The organism is Humisphaera borealis (genome assembly GCF_015169395.1).
Lineage (GTDB): Bacteria > Planctomycetota > Phycisphaerae > Tepidisphaerales > Tepidisphaeraceae > Humisphaera > Humisphaera borealis.
This window is the reverse complement of record NZ_CP063458.1, coordinates 2,289,894-2,306,855: the sequence shown is the minus strand read 5'-3', so window position 1 is coordinate 2,306,855 and position 16,962 is coordinate 2,289,894. Positions and strand designations below refer to the sequence as shown.

Genomic DNA, 16,962 nt, shown 5'->3' with positions numbered 1-16,962 from the left:
TTGGCGGACGCGACGGGCGACGACCTGCCGAGCATTCGATGGTCGTCCATGACAACGCAGCGCCGTCGCCGTAAGTTCTCTGCTTCGATGGATGAGCCGTCCACCCTCACGATTCCCGCCCCGCGCCATTCGTCTTTGTTGCTGGTGGCCGGCCTCGCGTTGATCGCGTCGGTCGTCCTTTTCCCGTCGCTGGGCCGATCGGCGATGGAACCCGACGAATCGCTTTACGCGCTGGCGACCGATCAGATTCGCGAATCGGGTGAGTGGTGGACGCTTTCCCCCACGCCGCCACATCCCTACTTCAACAAGCCGCCGCTCTACATGTGGCTGTCGGCAACCACTTATGACCTGCTGCCGGGGTTCGAGTTCAAGTATCGCTTCTGGTCGGCCGTCTTTGGGATTGTCGCGGTCGTAATGACCGGCTTACTCGGTGCGAAGTTGTTCCGATGGGAGGTCGGCGCGATCGCGGGACTGCTGCTGCTGACGAACCGGTCGTTTCTGATTGACCACGGTACGCGATTCGGCGGAATGGATGCGGGTCTGACGGCCTGTTACGCCGCCATGCTTTGGATCTATTGGCCAGGAAAGAGCGTCTCGCCGCGTCGATGGGCTGCAATCGGTGCAATCGCGGGGGTGGCGTCGATGCTCAAGCCATTGGGCGGCGTGCCGATGCTGCTGGTCATCTTCGTATTTGCGATTGCGCGATGGGATCGGATGGCACGGGCAAGCCTACTCCCCGGTCCGTGGCGAATGTCCGAGGGCGGTCCTCACAGGCAAGCGAGTACGCTTGCCCATGCCAACCGGCTGATTCTGATTGTCGCCGCCGTTGGTCTCCCGCTGGTCGCGATAGCCGCGCCCTGGTATGTGATCAACCATCTTCGCTACCCCGACCAGTTTACGACTCACCTCTTCGGTCAGCAGATCGCCGGCGCCATCAGCGGCGGTGGTGATCAGGCCGGCGATCGACCGTGGCACTTTTACCTGACCGCAGTTCCGAGATCGTCACGGCATTTCCTGCTGCTCATGCCTGCGATGGTGTGGCTTGCGGTCATGGCATGGCGACGGCGCGAACAGCGTTCGGCTGCCGGGTTCCTCGCAGTCGCCGGCATTGGCTGGATCGCGCTGATATCGGTGGCCGAGAAGAAGTTCCTGCATTACGCCTACCCTGCATTCGTGCCGCTGGCGATCGCGATGGGGGGGATGATCATCGACGCCGCATACCGCATCAGCTGTCGTCTGCGATACCGATCACTCGCCCGTTGGCTGAGTAACGGCGTGGTGGTCTTGCTGGCCGGCTTCGCCGGATGGCTGGCCGTCGCGCGTCTGGAGGCGATGTCCGATCCATCGGGGCTATGGGAGACCTACCGACGATCGGAGGCCGCCATCCGTAGTGGACAGGTCAGCGTTCTGCTGGTCGACGTACCGGCCAAGCGTGGTGACCGCTGGTCCGACGGCCAGATCGCGCGCCCCCAGATGTCGATCTATCTCACTCACATGCACGGCCAGCGCGGGGGTGATGCCGAACTGCGTGCGGCATTGGCAAGCCCCACTCCGGTTCTGATCATCCTCCCTGCGAACAAGGCGGCGACGCTGAACGCCAAAGAGAATGCCGTTCGGCGTTACGCCGACCGGTATCTGGTGGCTATAGAATTGAATCAATGAGGAGGCCCGTCCTGGAAGGGTATCGCACGTTTCAGGCTTCCGCCTGCTGAAAAGCGTCGCCATGTTCCGGATTGTACCGCGGTATCGCTGGTCGTCATCGAAAATCAAGCTGCGCAAAGGCCCGGCGTTGCATCTGCAACGCCGGGCCTTGTTTCGTATCGATCGCTCTCGCGTCCGCCAAGGCGGACCCTGCCTGACTCACCGCACGCCGAACAGAATCTCGGCCGTCAACTGGTCCAACTGCTCGTACGGCAGCCGGGCCTTGGCTAGCTCGACGCGGTCCAGCGGGGCCGCCAGCAGCTTCTTGGCGTTGCCGCTGCTGTAGTTCTTGGTCAGTTTGCTGATCGGGTCCTGTGCGTTGATCACTTTGAGCAGGCCCTGAATTTCCGGATCGGCGTTCCAGCGGGCGGCCTTCTCCTTCAGGATCATGTACGTCCGCATGCTGCCGGCGGCGAACGCACCGACGTCCTGCATGTCCGACTGCCGGTAGGCATGGCTGTCGAAGTGGCGGGGGCCGTTGTACTTGTAGTCTTCCAGCATCTTCACCAGGAAGAATGCCGACTTGTAGCTGGTCGAGCCGAACCGGAAGTCTTCGTCAAACCGGCCCATCTCCTGATCGTTCAGGTCGATGTGGAACAGCTTGCCCATCTCCAGCGCCTGGGCGACGTGGTGGACAAAGTTCAGGCCCGCCATCGTCTCGTGGGCGAACTCCGGGTTCACGCCGCACATCTCGGGGTGGGCCAGCGTCGGGATCAGCGCCAGGTAGCTGCCGGTGACGGCAAAGTACATATGGCCGCGGGGTTCGTTCGGCTTGGCCTCGAACGCGAACTTATAGCCGAACTTCTGTTCGATGTTGTATTCGCACAGGAAGTCGATCGCCTCGCGGAATCGCTTGACCGCATCGACGGGGTTCTTGGTCGCGTCGCTCTCGGCGCCTTCGCGGCCGCCCCAGAACACGTAGATCTTCGCGCCGAACTCGGCACCCAGGTCCATCGCCCGCATCGTCTTCTGGATGGCGTAAGCGCGGATCGATGCATTGTTGCTGGTGAATGCGCCGTCTTTAAAGACCGGGTCGGAAAAGAGGTTGGTCGTCGCCATCGGCACGACCAGGCCGTTATCCTTCAGGCCCTTGCGGAACTCGCTCTTGATCTGTGCCGCCTGCTCGGGGGTGGCGTCGATCGGGATCAGGTCGTTGTCGTGGAAGTTAACGCCATACGCGCCGGCGGTGCCGAGAATGTCGCAGATCTGGCGGACATCGGGCTTCTGCCGGGTGGGTTCGCCGAACGGATCGCGGCCTGGGTTGCCGACGGTCCAGAGACCGAACGTGAACTTCAGCTTCTTGTCCGGAGCATATTTGTCGGTTGGGTTGGCGCTCTTGGCCATAGTGTCCTCTTCCTCTTTCAGTTGGGTCGGTAGGATAATGTGTTCGGTCCGTCGTCGGCGATCACGTTAACGCCGAAACATAGCAAAAACGGCTGTTTGCGTAGGGGCGGGAGTGTCGTCGAAAGCGTCTTATCGGTCAATTAGAGCGCGGGGTCGTCGGCGTGGTATACTCTTTGGAGTTGGGGCTGCCCGTGTGGAAACAAACCGATGCAGAGACAAAGTGTTACCGGCAAGCGATCGGCATTCACGCTCGTCGAGCTGCTTGTCGTTATTGGCATCATCGCGCTGCTGATCTCCATCCTGCTTCCGTCCTTGAACAGGGCACGCCAGCAGGCCCGCATGATCCAATGCCTGTCCAACCTTCGCCAGTTGGGCACCGCTTTCATCATGTACACGAACGAGAACAAGGGGCAGTCGTTCATGTACGATCCGACCTACCAGCGCTTCTGGATGAATCAGATGCGCGTCAGCTATGCCAATATCGGCGCAGTGCGAACCTGCCCCGACGCGCAGACTCAGAGCAAAGGCTGGGGATCGGCCTTTCGCACCTGGGGTCCGGATGCAGACCCCGTCGCCGGGAACTTCTTCAAAGACGACTACGGTTCTTACGGCTTCAATGGCTGGCTTCACCACAAGTACGCCAACAGCACCTCAACTCACAAGATGAATGCACGAGGCCCGGACGAAATTCCCGTGTTCGCGGACGCCGCCTGGGTGGATGGCTGGCCCCGCGAAACAGATCCGCTCCCGCCGGACTTCTGGCTCGGATCGCAAAGCGGCCAATCCAATATGGGGCGGTTCCTCACTTGGCGCCACGGCAAGTGGACGAACCTCGTCTTTCTTGACGGTCATGCTGCGAAGTTAGAACTCGGCGAGCTGTACCGGCTACGCTGGAATGCGGAGTCCAAACCGTTGCAGAAGGACATTCCGGGTCCGCCCGGCGGGACGTAGCCGTTCGACGCGAAGCCACGTCAACCGATCGCCACGACCGGTGTAACCTACATACCTTCCGCCGCCGGGCGTCCCCGGCGACGGTGACGGCACTTCGCGAGGAAACCCATGCTTCGTCATTTTTCCGGCTTTCAACGGCTTTGTTCCACCGTCGCCCTGACGCTGGCCGCTTTTGTCGCCGCGCCCTTGAGCGCAGCGGAGCCCTCTTCAATGCGGGTCTTCTTCGGCACGTATACCAACAATAAACCCGACGGCAGCAAGGGGATCTATACCTCCACGCTCGATCTCAAGACCGGCGCGCTGTCTAAGCCGGAACTGGCGGCCGAGACCGTCAGTCCGTCATTTCTCGCGATTGCGCCGGGCGGCAAGTTCCTCTACGCAGTCGGAGAAGCGGGAATCGGCGGCGGTGTTTCGGGATTCGCGATCGGTGGCGATGGAAAGCTGACGCTGATCAATCGTGAAACGACAGGCGGTAAGGGCCCGGCTCACGTTTCCGTGGACGGCGCTGGCAAGAACGTCCTGGTCGCGAACTACGGCAGCGGGGCGATCGCGTGCCTACCCATCAGTGCAGAAGGCAAGCTCTCGCCGGCGTCATCGGTCATTCAACACGAAGGAAGCAGCGTTAACCCGGCCAGGCAGAAGGGGCCGCACGCCCATTCGATCTATGTTGATAAGGGCCAGCGTTTTGTCGTCTCGGCCGACCTGGGACTGGACAAGGTCCTGGTGTACAAGTTCGACGCCGCCGCTGGGAAGCTGACCCCTAACGAGCCGGCGTTTTTCGCCGCCAAGCCCGGTGCCGGACCGCGGCACTTCGCGTTCCATCCCGACGGCCGCCATGCGTTCGTCATCAATGAAATCGACAGCACGCTGACGTCTCTGGCTTGGGATCCCGAAAAGGGCACGCTGAGCGGTATCCAAACGCTTTCAACGCTCCCCGCCGAGCACAAGGGAAACTCGACGGCGGAAGTGGTGGTTCACCCGTCTGGCAAGTTCGTCTATGGATCGAATCGCGGGCACGACTCGATCGCAGGTTTTTCGTTCGACGGTGCCACGGGCAAACTGACAGCCATCGGTCATACCCCCGCAGGCGGCAAGACGCCGCGAAACTTCAACATCGATCCGACCGGGACCTTCCTCATCGCCGCGCACCAGGGGTCGAATACCGTGCAGGCGTTTCGAATCGACGGCGACAACGGCACGCTCACCCCCGTTGGTGGAGCGGTCCCAGTGGCATCGCCGGTGTGCATCAAGTTTCTCGCGCAATAGCAAGATACTTCATTCGTCGGGGACGAAGCACGGTAACGACCGTCCCGCGGAAACCGGGTTGCACAATATTTGTGCATCTCTCAGATGAGTTCTTGCGTTAACCCGGGCCTAATCCTGTATATTTAGAAGGGTAATCAAACGGGAGGCCGCACATTTCTACGACGCTAAAAGAAATCGCACAACGGACGGGGTTGTCGATACCGACAGTTCATCAGGTTCTAAACGGCTACAACGTCCGCTTTTCTGCCGAGACTCGGAAGAAGGTGCTCGAGGCCGCGAAAGAGCTCGACTATCGACCGAACATCGCCGCGCGAGGTCTGCGGGCACGCAAAAGCTTCCTGCTGGGGTTGCAGTTTAACGCCGTCAATTACCCGCTGATCGCCGGGTTCACTCGAGGCTTTCAGCAGATGTGCACCGCGCAGAGTTATGCGCCGATCTTTCTTACCCACGTCAGTACAGAGGACGAGGCCGAGAACTGCCGCACGCTGATTGACCGCCGGGTTGACGGCTTGATTGTGAATTGCGCTGTCGGGACCACCGGTGCTTCAAACGCGGGTCGATTCGCGGAAATGCGGCAAGCGGGCACTCATCTGGTGGAAGTGTTCGGCCGATTCGTGGATGGTGCGCCGCGCGTCACGCTCGACTATCGCGCCGGCGCGGTCGCATCGACCGAACTGCTCATCGCCAAGGGGCACAAGAAAATCGCACTGTTTACGCACTCTGACTATCGAACAAGCGAGCGAATTCCGGGTCTCTACTGGACGGCCTGGGAACATTGGCGCGGCTACGAGGAGACCATGCGCCAGGCCGGCCTGGAACCGACCACGATCGCGTACCAGGTGAGTGGCGACCGAACCCGTGAAGGGGCTCATTACTTCAGCGCCTATGAGAACGCGAAGCTGCTCCTGAACCATCCGGCAAAGCCGACGGCGGCGGTCTTCTATCGCGGGGAGGCGGTTGAGGCGATTCTGCATTATGCGAGCGCCAATCCCAGTGCCGCACCGGAAGGCTTCGGCATCTCGGTCTTCGACCGTGTGGCCCCCACGCACAGCGACGCCATCTCGCTGTACGCACTGCCGCAGCCTATCGAAGACGTCGGGCAGGCCGCCGCCAAGCTACTGCTCGACAGCATCGCCGGCCGCGAGGTTGAGAGCATCGCGATGGGGCCCAAGAAGCCGTAAGTCGACTGGCAGACCTGCGGGGTGCTCAAGTGATGTAGTCATTGGTCGAGATCTATCGCCCACCCCGCACTGCCTGACGCCTTATGACCCCATCCCGTCATGTCGCCGTGACCATCGACCTGGCTCGAATTCGGAAGAACGCCGAGCTGCTTTCCCGTGTCGCCGGCGTGCCGCTCATTGGCGTCGTCAAGGCCGACGCATACGGACTGGGCGCTGACCGAGTTGCTCCCGTGATCGCCGATCTCGTCGACGGTTTCTATGTGTTCGAACTCGCCGAAGCGATCGCGGCGCGGCTCGCCGACACCGGAAAGCGCACGATTGTCGTGCAAGCCGCATCGATGAATTCCGACGACTACCTTTCCCGGCGTGCACAGCCCGTGGTCTGGGACTCAGAATCAGCCCGGCTGCTTCGCCGGGCTTCGCCAGTGCTTTCGGTCGATACGGGTCAGCAGCGGTTTGGCGTTCCAATCTCAGACGACCGCAACATCGACGCCATCCTCCACTCGGGCGGTGTCACAGAGGCCTACACACACGCGACAACGGTGACACAGGCGGTGGCATTCGCGACGGCCCTTCGCGGCCGCGTGCCTTTCCTTCACGCCGCTGGAACTGCGCTGATTGCCGAGCCTAGCGCCCGCCTCGACGCGGTGCGGCCTGGCCTTGCTCTCTACCGGGGCGCGGCGACCGTTTCAGTGCCGCTCGTAGAGGTTACCGATACTGACGGACCGGCCGGCTACAGCGGCTTCGCCGCTCGCAGGCACGGGGTCGTTCTTGCTGGCTATTCGAATGGGCTGCGCCCAGGCTCCTGTGCCGTGAACGGCCGTGTCACACGCATTCTCGAGGTCGGCATGCAGTCGGCATTCATTGAGTGCACGGAGCATGACCGTGTCGGAGACACGGTCGAACTGATGGGACCGCAGATCACCGAGGCGCTGATCGCGACCGCTTGGGGTACATCGCCGCAGGAAGCGCTGGTCCGAATGTCGGGGATGGGGGAACGTCGCTGGATTGGGTGAAGATTTGAAATTGCCTGTCGCGGTCTGCCCCTACTGACGCGTCGCCCGAGTTTCGAGGCAGATCTAGCAAGCAGTCAGTGTTCGTGCCGCTTCCAGCAGTCCCTGCTGCTCGCGTTCGGCTGGCCCCAGGTAATCCGCGTCTTCCAATTCGATACTGACCTTGCCCTCGTAGCCGACCTCCGCCAGCGCAGAAAAGACTTCCTTCCAAGGTACGGACCCGCGACCCGGCAGCACATATCGCCAGTCGAACGCCCCGTACACGAACGGCTGGGCGAAAGTCGCCTGCTGCAGCGACCCGTGCTCGTAACGGGCCTCCGGAAGTATCAGGGTGTCCTTCGCATGGACATGCCCAATGCGTGACGCGAACTCTCGCAGGAATCGGATCGGATCAACGCCCATGCGAACCAGGTGCGATGGATCGTAGTTGACGCCGATGGCCGGCGAATCGATCTCCGCGATGAAAGCTCTCAGATCACTCGGTGTGCAGGCAAGGTTGGCGAAGTGCGGTGGTCGTCCGGGGGCGCCCTCGATCAGAATCGAAGCGCCCAACTCCGATGCAGCCCTGGCGAGCGATCGGTACGAATCGACGGCCCAGGCGAAGTTATCCCGCCTCGCTGCCGCCGGTTCTGCGGGCACGATCACCGTGAGAAAGCGGGTGACGCCCACACCCGCCAGCGACCGCATATGCGACGCGTTGGCGATGACCGCGGCGGCCCGCTGCCCGGCATCCGGCGACACCATTGACGACCAGTCCAGCAGATCTGCCGTCCCAATCGCTACCCCGTCGCTGACGACAGACCGCGCGGCGGAAGCGTCGATGGGGCCGAAATCCACGAAGGAGAACGAAGCCTTTCGAGCGAACGCCAGCAGCGCGGCCAGATCCTGCTGCCACGCCGACCTCGTTCGGCGAAAGCCGATCGGAAGACCCGAAGTTGTGCGGAGGAGGTTCAATGCAGTGCCGACGCGGGACTCGGATTGGCGAAACCGGATTACACCCGGTCCGTCTTAAGGCAGTGGGTTTCTCGCGAAGCAGAGGTCGTCCACCACTTTACCGCCGATGAGGTGTTCCTGGATGATCCGCTCGGCATTGGCCGGCGTGACATCGCGATACCAGGCGCCTTCCGGGTAAACGACCGCGATCGGGCCGGCGATACAGATTCGCAGGCAATCGCATTTTGTTCGGAAACACGGCCCGTTCTTGCCGGCGAGATCGAGTTCTTTCAGCCGCTTCTTGAGGTACTCCCACGTCGCTTGTCCGGTCGCCACGTCGGTACATGACGGGCCCAGGCAGACAAACAGGTGGCGAGCCAGTGCCCCAACGCCGAACTGCGCTGCCATCGTTTCGGGCGGGAGTCGATCGGGATTGGCCATGGACGGATTGTAACTGCCACCGAGGTCGGGAGCATGCCTGCACAATCGACTCACGGTCTCGCGCTGCGAGCCGAAAGCTACATGGAGGTCTTGAAGCCCATCGCTCGCATCACGCACCAACCTGCCCGCGCTTCAAAAACACCGAACGCGCCGAAAGCCACCAGTGCCGCGCTCACCGTCCAGGGCAGCCAGCCACCCGTTCCGACAGCCCAGAAGACGGCCGTGACGATGCCCACGGCGATCATGATCAGTCCGAAGATCAGACGGGCGACTTTCCCCTTTGCGTCGATGTTGCATGTGAGTGCCATGCCCGATTATAGCACGGGTGGGCGGTGATGTTCTTTCCATGCCGTCATCCAGCCATTACTCTTCAATACGCTTCAATCCACGGCGGTCCACAGCCGACACATGCGAATTGTCCACATTATTACCCGCCTGATCGTGGGCGGCGCACAGGAGAACACGCTTCTCTCCTGCGAAGGCCAACACGACCTCGGGCACGATGTCACGCTCATCACCGGGCCGGCGATCGGGCCGGAGGGTTCGCTTATGGACCGCGCCCGCGGCTACGGCTATCGCGTCGAGGTGGTCGACGAGATGCGCCGCTCGATCCTTCCGATCAGGGATTACCGGTCCTATCACCGGATGGTGCGGTGCCTCCAGGAAATCGGCCCCGACGTCGTTCACACCCATTCGAGCAAGGCAGGCATCATCGGTCGGTGGGCGGCCGACCGGGCGAAAGTTCCGGTCATCGTTCATACGATTCACGGACTGGCATTCACGGCATCAAAGAGCCGGGTGGTGAACCACGTCTACAAAATGCTCGAACGCCAGGCGGCACCACTGACGGATCGCATCGTTTGCGTCGCCGACGATATGCGCGACCAGTCGCTGGCCGGCGGCGTCGGTGTGCCGAAGCAGTATGTGACCGTCTACAGCGGCATGGCCACCCGGCCGTTCGTTGAACCGGCCACGCCGCGTGAAGTGACCCGCAGCAAGCTCGGCATCGAGAGCAACCATGTCGTCGCCGGTACGATAGCACGCCTGTTTCACATGAAGGGTCACGAAGACCTGCTGGCGCTTGCTCCTGAACTGTGCCGGAAGCTGCCGAACCTTCGGTTCATGTGGGTCGGAGACGGCCTGCTGCGGGAACAGTTCCAGTTGAAGATTCGACAGATGCGGCTTGAAGACCGCTTCATTTTCACAGGCCTGGTTCCACCCGAGCAGGTTCCCGAACTCGCTGCCGCGATGGACATCCTGGTGCACCCGTCGCGTCGAGAAGGTCTGGCCAGGGCGCTGCCGCAGGGGCAACTCGCGGGTTGTCCGGCCGTAACCTATGACGTGGACGGGAACCGCGAAGGCCTCCTTGATGGCACGACGGGCATGTTGATCAAGGCATTCGACGTACCCGAGCTGGGCCGCGCCATCGAACGTCTAACAAGTGACGGAGATCTGCGTCGAACCATGGGCCGGGCAGGCAGGGCATTTGCGCTGTCGCGGTTCGACACGTCGGTCATGGTTGCGGGATTGGAAGCGGTCTATCGCAAGGCGTGGGAAGAGAATCGCCCGGGCGAGGCGTGGAACGTGAAGTAGAAACGGAGCGAGGAATGAGATCGAAACTTTATGCCCTGGTCATTGCCGCAGCGGCGGCTTATACGCCCGCGATCGCGCCCCAGACTTCGGCACTCGCCCAGAACAACCCTCCTGGCCGGAAGGTGCCTCAGAAAGGCGACCCCAAGGCGTTCCCGGTCAAACCAGTGATCGACGCCGATCTCGCCACGCTCGACGACGAATTGGCGGCATACCTGCAGTTTCGCGGCGATGTCGGCGCCGACGGCGCGGCCCGACTTGAACTGCTGATCGATCTTCGGGTCACCGCCCGATGGCTGCTCGCCGCCGCCTCGGCGGAGAAGGCCGAAAGCGAGGTTCAGATCGCGGCGATGCTGCGTGCCCAGGAACTTCTCGACACCGCGCGTACGCTGACCGAGCTTTTCAAGGCGATGCCCCGGCCCACCGCGCCGCAGCTCGACGGGATGACTCGGTTGCACGCCCTGACTTACAAGCTGCCGGAGTTGAAGCAGATCAAGCAGATCGACGACGTATGTCGCGAGATCGGCTCGCTGCTGGTGGCGGCGGCCGGACCGTTGCCGGCTGAGGTTCGGCAGATTCCGCTCATGCGGCCGGCGGTGGTCACACGGTCCGAACCGGTTCGACCTGCTTCCACCCAGCCGGCGGTTACGCTCGACCCACTGAGCCGTGCCAATGCCCTTGCAGTGTCCGCTCCGTTAAAGCGGCAGGTGATTAACCTGCTGACGCTGGCGATAAACGCCGAAGCCGAGTCGAAGGCGGATCCCAAACGGTTGCCCGAGGCAGCGCAGTTGTCATCGACGGCCGGTCGCGCGCTGGACCTGTCGGAGGCCCTGTCCAAGGGAACCGCGGTTGACGCCTCGACTCGACCCCAGCTCGAACAGCGGCTTGCCGACGGATTGGCACTGTTCTCAGATCCACGCACGCGCTCGTCCGGCCAAAGTCGTCTGGCGTCGCTGGATGATTACGCCCGAACGATCGCCCGAATCCGCAGATTGAATCTGAAACCGGAGCTTCAACAGAAGCTGGCGCCGGCGTTTGCCTGGGCGGGAGACAACCAGGATCAGTCCGGGAAGCTGATGGTGACGGTCGAGGCGTTCCTGGAGACATCAGCAAGGCTCGATGCCCGCGCCGCCACGCCGCCGCAACCGCTGCCGCCCAAGGAAGCCAAAGCCGTCGCCGACGCCATCAAGGCTGCGACCGCGGAGCGGGACGCGTTCCTGATGGATGCGTCGGTGCTCGGCAAGGTTGGCCAGACGGTCGATGTGGCTTCGCTCGCGGGACGGCTCGAATCGATGAAACAGGCGATCGCGTCAGCCGAAACGTACGAGGCCGTTCCCAAGTCCTTGCAGGTGCTGCTGACGTTCAAGCCGCGCCCGACCGGAGCGATGGAGCGGCGCTTCGCCGGCCTGCTGACGGCGCTGAACGATCCGCGGCCTTCGGCGGCGAAAGACGAAGCGGGGCGGGCGATGGCGGATATGGTGCGGCTCGCCGACCTCGCCTCGGAACTGGAATGGCCGGCACCGGTCACTCAGGACGTTCAATCGCTCTACACGCGCGGCAAACTGCCCGCTTTCGAAACCCGCCGCAAGGAACTCGTCGCCGAGATTGCCAGCGAACTTGCCGCCGGCAGGAAGGCCGACACGAGCAAGATGCAGCGTCTGGAGCAGATGCGCGAGCTGCGCGGAGCGCTGGCCGAAGCGGTCATGTTCGAGGTCGTCGTCCGCAAAGCAGAACCCCTGTCGCGATGGATCGACTGGCGAATCGACGCGGCCGACGTACAGGCGGTGATCGCGCCGTACCGCGAATCGCTCGGTTCGCTCTTCGAGGCCTACAGCACCGACGCCACGCCCCCGGTGACCTTCAAGCCGCTGCACGAGCGGTACAGCCCGTTCATGCGGTTCGTCATCCACCAGTTGCCGTACGGCGACCCGTGCTCCGGATTGCCGACGTCCCTGGCGGGACACATCGGCCGGCTCATGACACCGATGGACAACCAGCCGTTCGCCACCGAGCGGTACGCATCGTTCGCGATCAAACTCTGGAAACGCCATCGCGATGCCGGCGACGCCGCGGCGGCGGAGGTTGTAGCCGCCGCGCTTGCGGCGAGGGTGAAATGAAGGTGTAGAGGTGAATGAATTGAGCGCTCATCCAGGCGTTTCAACTCAGCACTCAGCACTTTTCGCTCAGCACTCCCTATGATCCCACTATGGCACGCTTTCTCGTATTCGGTCCGCACCCCGACGATCAGGAACTTGGCATGGGCGGCACCATCGCCAAGCTGCACCGGCAGGGGCACTACGTTCATCTTGTGGACATGACCAATGGCGAGCCGACGCCACACGGTACTATTGAGATTCGCGCCAGGGAATCCGCCGACGCCGCCCGGGCGCTTGGTGTTGAGCGGTCGCTGGTGGGGCTGAAGAACCGCGAAGTTCAGCATACGATCGAAGCACGCCACAAGGTTGCGGCGGTTATTCGGGCACACCGACCTGACGTCTTGTTTGTTCCCTTTCCGACCGACGCGCACCCCGATCATGTCGCAGTCACACGGATCTGCGAGGACGCGCGCTTCGACGCGAAGTTGTCCAAGACGTCGATACCGGGTGATCCGTGGCATCCGAAGCGAATCATCTACTACTTCTGCACGCACCTCCGGATGAGCTTTCAGCCGACGTTTTGCATCGACATCAGCGACACCATCGACCAGAAGATGCAATCGATCGCGTGTTACCCGTCGCAGTTCGGGCACCAGCCGGCCGTGACGGACATGGTTAAGGGGATCAGTGCCTACTTCGGTGGACGGATCGGAACGGCGCACGCCGAGCCATTCTTTACTTATGAAGTCCTCGGCCTGGGCGGGTTGGATCAACTGGTTTAGTAGCACCACCGATTAGCGGTTGCACCGTAGGTGCACTCTTTAACGACGTGGACTGCTCAGAGAGTGCACGTGCGGTGCGACCGCTCATCAGGAACGCCACTCCAACGAAAAACGCCGGGCGATTTCTCGCCCGGCGTTCGTTGCTTCTGCATGTCGCTCGACTCAATCGTAGTCGTCCGGGATCGCGTCGAGATCACGATACGTCCGCGACCGGCGTGGGGTCGGCGGGGCGATATCGGCGATGGGTTCGACTTCGACTTCGGGCGTCGACTCGGCCTCGGTCTCGGGCTCGGCGACGAGGTGCTTGTCGGCACCGCGACGCTTTACCACTGCCGGTGACGCCTCGGCGATCCGGGCACGCGGTGCATCCGTCGGCTTGTCGTCCGACTTCTTGCCCGTCCGCTTCTTGGAAGCCGCTGGTGCCGCCGTGGCCTTGCCCTTGGCTTTTGCCGGAGCGGCTTTGGCCGCCGGCTTGGCCGGGGCAGCCTTGCCACCTCGACCGGTCGCGGCCGGCTTCTTCGCCGCCGCTGCACCGGACTTGGCTCGACCCGACGTGCCTCGTCGCCGGGGCTTTTCGCCGTCGGCGGGTGTCTCGGCTTCGGCCTCTGCCGGAGCTTGGACGACCGGGGCTTGCGACTCGGCCGTGACCTCCACGCGGGGCGTATCGGTCACTTCGGGTACAGCCGGTTCGCCGGGCTCTCGTTGGTCACGCGCTGCGACGTCGGCACGAACGCCTTCGTCCGCCGGGCGATCTTCCGACGTATCGGCGTCTTCTTCGTCGTCGCCGTAGTCGTACTCTTCCTCATATCCCGACTCGACCGGCTCGGGTGCAGGACCGAGGTCGTCGTCGTCATCGCGATGTTCGTCCGTCGGACCGGACGGCTCGTCGGCCTGACGGGGCGGCGGCTTGGGGAACTCGCGGCGATCGTTGCGCTGGCCGCCTCGATCGTTACGGGCGTCGCGGTTGTCGCGGCGACCGTCGTCGCTCTGGGCGACTTCCTCGGCGTCCTCGCCTTCACCGGCTTCGGCGCCTTCTTCGTACTGGTCTTCGTCGCCGAACGGGGCTTCGCCGGCGGGGCGGTCGCCTTCCTCCGGGTAGTCGCCGAACGCTGTCAACGGCTCATTCGAGTTCGGTCCCTGGCCCTGACCCTGGCCTCGGCCGCGACCGCGACGACGACGGCGGCGACGACGACGTCCGCCGTTCTCGCCTCCATTCTCGCCGCCGTTCTCACCACTACCTTCGCCATGGACATCGCCTGCGACGTCGGCGGGCGGGCCGCCGGCCGGCAGTTCGGCGCGGGGCGGCTTGCCCTGCGGGCGTTCGCCGCGCGGGGCGTCGTTTCGGGGTCCGCGGCTGTCTTCGCGATTGTCCTGCCGCTGCGGGCGGTCGCGATCCCGGGGATCGCGCTGGTCGCGTCGGCCGTCTCGCTGGCCGCCATCTCGGGCCGCACCGTCACGGGGACCGCCATCACGGAGACCGCCGTCACGGCCGCCACCTTCGCGCCCGCCGCCATCGCGGCGTTCGCCCTGGCGGTCGGGACGCGCTTCGCCCCGGCCGCCCTGTTGCGGCGACTGGCGATCGCGTGGCCCGCCTCGGTTGTCCGGCCGGGCCGGACGATCGTCCCTGCGCGGTTCATCCCGTCGCGGTTCGTCACGCCGAGAATCATCTCGGCGCGGCTCTTTGCGGTCGCGGTTGCCGCGACCTTCGGGTTTGCGTTCGTCACGGCCCCGTTCGTCACGGCCCCGCTCTTCCCGACCCTGTTCGTCGCGCGGACGTTCGTCGCGACGTGGTTCGCCGTGCTGTTCACGTTCCTCGTCGTCGAACTCCAGGCGGTCATCGGCCAGCTCGCGTTCGCGTTCCTGGCGTCGCTGTTCGGGAGACCTGCTGCCGCTACCCCGACGCGCGTCGCCGCGACCGCCACCGGGGCTGCCCGGGGCGTGCTTGCCCGGCGGGCGGGTGTGCAACTGGCTGGTGTGCGGGTGGCTCGTCAGCACGTCGCTGAGTTCCGGCAGCAGCACCATGCCGTCGCGGTTGTCGTACAGATCGAGCCGCATCTCGTCGATGCCGAGCGTCGGGTCGGTCTTCACCAGCACGCGCTTTTTCGTGCGGTCTTCCAGGTCGGCCAGCGCCCGGCGCTTCTTGTTGTTCAGATAGATCGCCACGTCGCCGCAGACGGCCAGCTCCGCGCGGAACACCTTCAGGTCGTTCATCGCGATCGCCAAGCGGCGCATGACATCCAGGCTCATGCTTTCGGGCGTCTTGACGAGCCCGGCACCCTTGCAGTGCGGGCAATCGAAGTACACCGACCGTTTGAGCGAAGGCCGCATCCGTTGACGGGTGATCTCGATGATGCCGAACTGGCTCATCCGAAGCACCTTGGTCTTGGCGCGGTCGTTCTTGAAGTTGTCGACGATGCGCTGTTCCAGATCGCGGCGGTGCCGCTCGTAGCGCAGGTCGATGAAGTCGCAGATGATCACGCCGCCCAGATCCCGCAGCTTGAGCTGCCGGCAAATCTCGTCGGCTGCTTCCATGTCGGTCTTGAAGGCGGTGGTCTCGGCGTCGGAGTGGTCGCGGAACTTGCCGCTGTTGACGTCGATCGCCACGACGGCCTCGGTCGAGTCAATCACCAGCGAGCCGCCGCTGGGCAGCGGCACGTGCCGGCTGTACATCAGCTCGATGTCCCGCTCGATGCCGTACTTGTGCAGCATCGGGATCGGGCTGTCGTGAACCTCGACCTTGTCCTGGCCCTTGGGGCTCGTCAGGCGGACGACATCGCGCACGCGCTCGGCGACATCGGCGTTGTCGACGATCACGCGATCGACATCGGTGTTAAACACGTCGCGGATGGTCCGGGTGACCAGGTCGCCTTCGGTGTAGAGCTCGGTCGGGCCGTTGCTCGCGTCCCGCTTCTTCTTCATCTGCTCCCAGAGCCGAGCGAGGTACTTTAGGTCGCGCTCGATGTCGGTCTTGCTCTTGCCGACTGCTTCGGTCCGGATGATGAACCCGCAGTCTTCCGGCGGATCGAGCGAATCGAGGATCTGCTTGAGCCGGCGGCGTTCCTGGTCGTCTTCGATCTTGCGGCTGACGCCACGACCGCTGACACCCGGCATCATCACCAGCATTTTGCCGCTGACCGACAGGTAGCTGCTGAGGGTCGGCCCCTTGGTGCCGATGCCTTCCTTGATTACCTGCACGGTGATTTCATCGCCTCGGCGGAGGCAACGTTGAATGGGCGGCCGGTCGCGGCGGGCCATCTTCTTGCCAACGTACTCCTCGACGTCTTCGCCCTTCTTACCGAAGTAGTCGGGCAGCAGGTCGGAAACGTGGAGGAAGCCATTGCGGCCGAGGCCGAAGTCGATGAATGCGGCCTGGATGCTCGCTTCGACGTTGGTGACTTTTCCCTTGTAGATGTTGCCGACGTGAGAGGTCGAACTGGTGCGTTCGATGTAAAGCTCTTCAAGTCGGCCGTCTTCGACGAGGGCGATTCGGCATTCTTCGCCCTCGGAGACGTTAATCAGCATTTCTTTGGCCACAGTGTTCTTGGTCCTTTGTCGTTTGTCCCTTGTCAGGCCCCTGGTGTCCGGTAAGTCGTCAGCGATATCGCCGCCGTTGCCTCGGAGCGCCCAAGTGATGCTGGGCTCGACGAGTGGCGGCGTAACGCCG

At 63.2% G+C, this 16,962-nt stretch carries 13 protein-coding genes; 8 read left to right on the top strand and 5 right to left on the bottom strand.

Annotated features, from left to right (window positions below; all coding sequences use genetic code 11):
• Positions 1-1,662, top strand: a complete 1,662-nt coding sequence (locus IPV69_RS08515; protein WP_206294632.1) for an ArnT family glycosyltransferase — start codon at positions 1-3, stop codon at positions 1,660-1,662.
• 198 nt (positions 1,663-1,860) lie between these two features.
• On the opposite strand, the gene xylA is transcribed toward IPV69_RS08515, so the two are convergent.
• Positions 1,861-3,045: a xylose isomerase gene (gene xylA / locus IPV69_RS08510; protein WP_206294631.1), complete on the bottom strand. Its 1,185-nt coding sequence runs from the start codon at positions 3,043-3,045 to the stop codon at positions 1,861-1,863.
• 207 nt (positions 3,046-3,252) lie between these two features.
• On the opposite strand from xylA, the gene IPV69_RS08505 reads away from it, so the two are divergent.
• From IPV69_RS08505 to IPV69_RS08490, 4 genes are all read left to right on the top strand, one after another.
• Positions 3,253-3,996, top strand: coding sequence for a type II secretion system protein (locus IPV69_RS08505; RefSeq protein ID WP_206294630.1), 744 nt, complete (start codon positions 3,253-3,255; stop codon positions 3,994-3,996).
• A 108-nt stretch (positions 3,997-4,104) separates the two neighbouring features.
• Positions 4,105-5,262 (top strand): lactonase family protein, encoded by a 1,158-nt coding sequence (locus tag IPV69_RS08500; RefSeq protein ID WP_206294629.1) that lies wholly within the window; start codon positions 4,105-4,107, stop codon positions 5,260-5,262.
• Between the two features lie 152 nt (positions 5,263-5,414).
• Positions 5,415-6,443: a LacI family DNA-binding transcriptional regulator gene (locus IPV69_RS08495; protein WP_315853160.1), complete on the top strand. Its 1,029-nt coding sequence runs from the start codon at positions 5,415-5,417 to the stop codon at positions 6,441-6,443.
• Positions 6,444-6,526: 83 nt separating this feature from the next.
• Positions 6,527-7,459: an alanine racemase gene (locus tag IPV69_RS08490; protein ID WP_206294626.1), complete on the top strand. Its 933-nt coding sequence runs from the start codon at positions 6,527-6,529 to the stop codon at positions 7,457-7,459.
• Positions 7,460-7,522: 63 nt separating this feature from the next.
• Here the strand turns inward: IPV69_RS08490 and IPV69_RS08485 are convergent, their stop codons facing one another.
• The 3 genes from IPV69_RS08485 to IPV69_RS08475 all read right to left on the bottom strand — a co-directional run bounded on the left by IPV69_RS08485 (position 7,523) and on the right by IPV69_RS08475 (position 9,138).
• Positions 7,523-8,410: a sugar phosphate isomerase/epimerase family protein gene (locus IPV69_RS08485; RefSeq protein WP_206294625.1), complete on the bottom strand. Its 888-nt coding sequence runs from the start codon at positions 8,408-8,410 to the stop codon at positions 7,523-7,525.
• A gap of 54 nt (positions 8,411-8,464) precedes the next feature.
• Complete coding sequence (locus tag IPV69_RS08480; protein ID WP_206294623.1) at positions 8,465-8,830, bottom strand: (2Fe-2S) ferredoxin domain-containing protein; 366 nt, start codon at positions 8,828-8,830, stop codon at positions 8,465-8,467.
• Between the two features lie 77 nt (positions 8,831-8,907).
• Positions 8,908-9,138: a hypothetical protein gene (locus tag IPV69_RS08475; RefSeq protein WP_206294622.1), complete on the bottom strand. Its 231-nt coding sequence runs from the start codon at positions 9,136-9,138 to the stop codon at positions 8,908-8,910.
• 100 nt (positions 9,139-9,238) lie between these two features.
• On the opposite strand from IPV69_RS08475, the gene IPV69_RS08470 reads away from it, so the two are divergent.
• The 3 genes from IPV69_RS08470 (at position 9,239) to bshB1 (ending at position 13,298) form a co-directional block, all read left to right on the top strand.
• Complete coding sequence (locus tag IPV69_RS08470; protein WP_206294621.1) at positions 9,239-10,423, top strand: glycosyltransferase family 4 protein; 1,185 nt, start codon at positions 9,239-9,241, stop codon at positions 10,421-10,423.
• Between the two features lie 14 nt (positions 10,424-10,437).
• Positions 10,438-12,537, top strand: a complete 2,100-nt coding sequence (locus IPV69_RS08465) for a hypothetical protein (protein ID WP_206294620.1) — start codon at positions 10,438-10,440, stop codon at positions 12,535-12,537.
• Positions 12,538-12,626: 89 nt separating this feature from the next.
• Positions 12,627-13,298 (top strand): bacillithiol biosynthesis deacetylase BshB1, encoded by a 672-nt coding sequence (bshB1, locus tag IPV69_RS08460; RefSeq protein ID WP_206294619.1) that lies wholly within the window; start codon positions 12,627-12,629, stop codon positions 13,296-13,298.
• Between the two features lie 162 nt (positions 13,299-13,460).
• Here the strand turns inward: bshB1 and IPV69_RS08455 are convergent, their stop codons facing one another.
• Positions 13,461-16,832 (bottom strand): Rne/Rng family ribonuclease, encoded by a 3,372-nt coding sequence (locus IPV69_RS08455; RefSeq protein WP_206294618.1) that lies wholly within the window; start codon positions 16,830-16,832, stop codon positions 13,461-13,463.
• Positions 16,833-16,962: the final 130 nt, after the last annotated feature.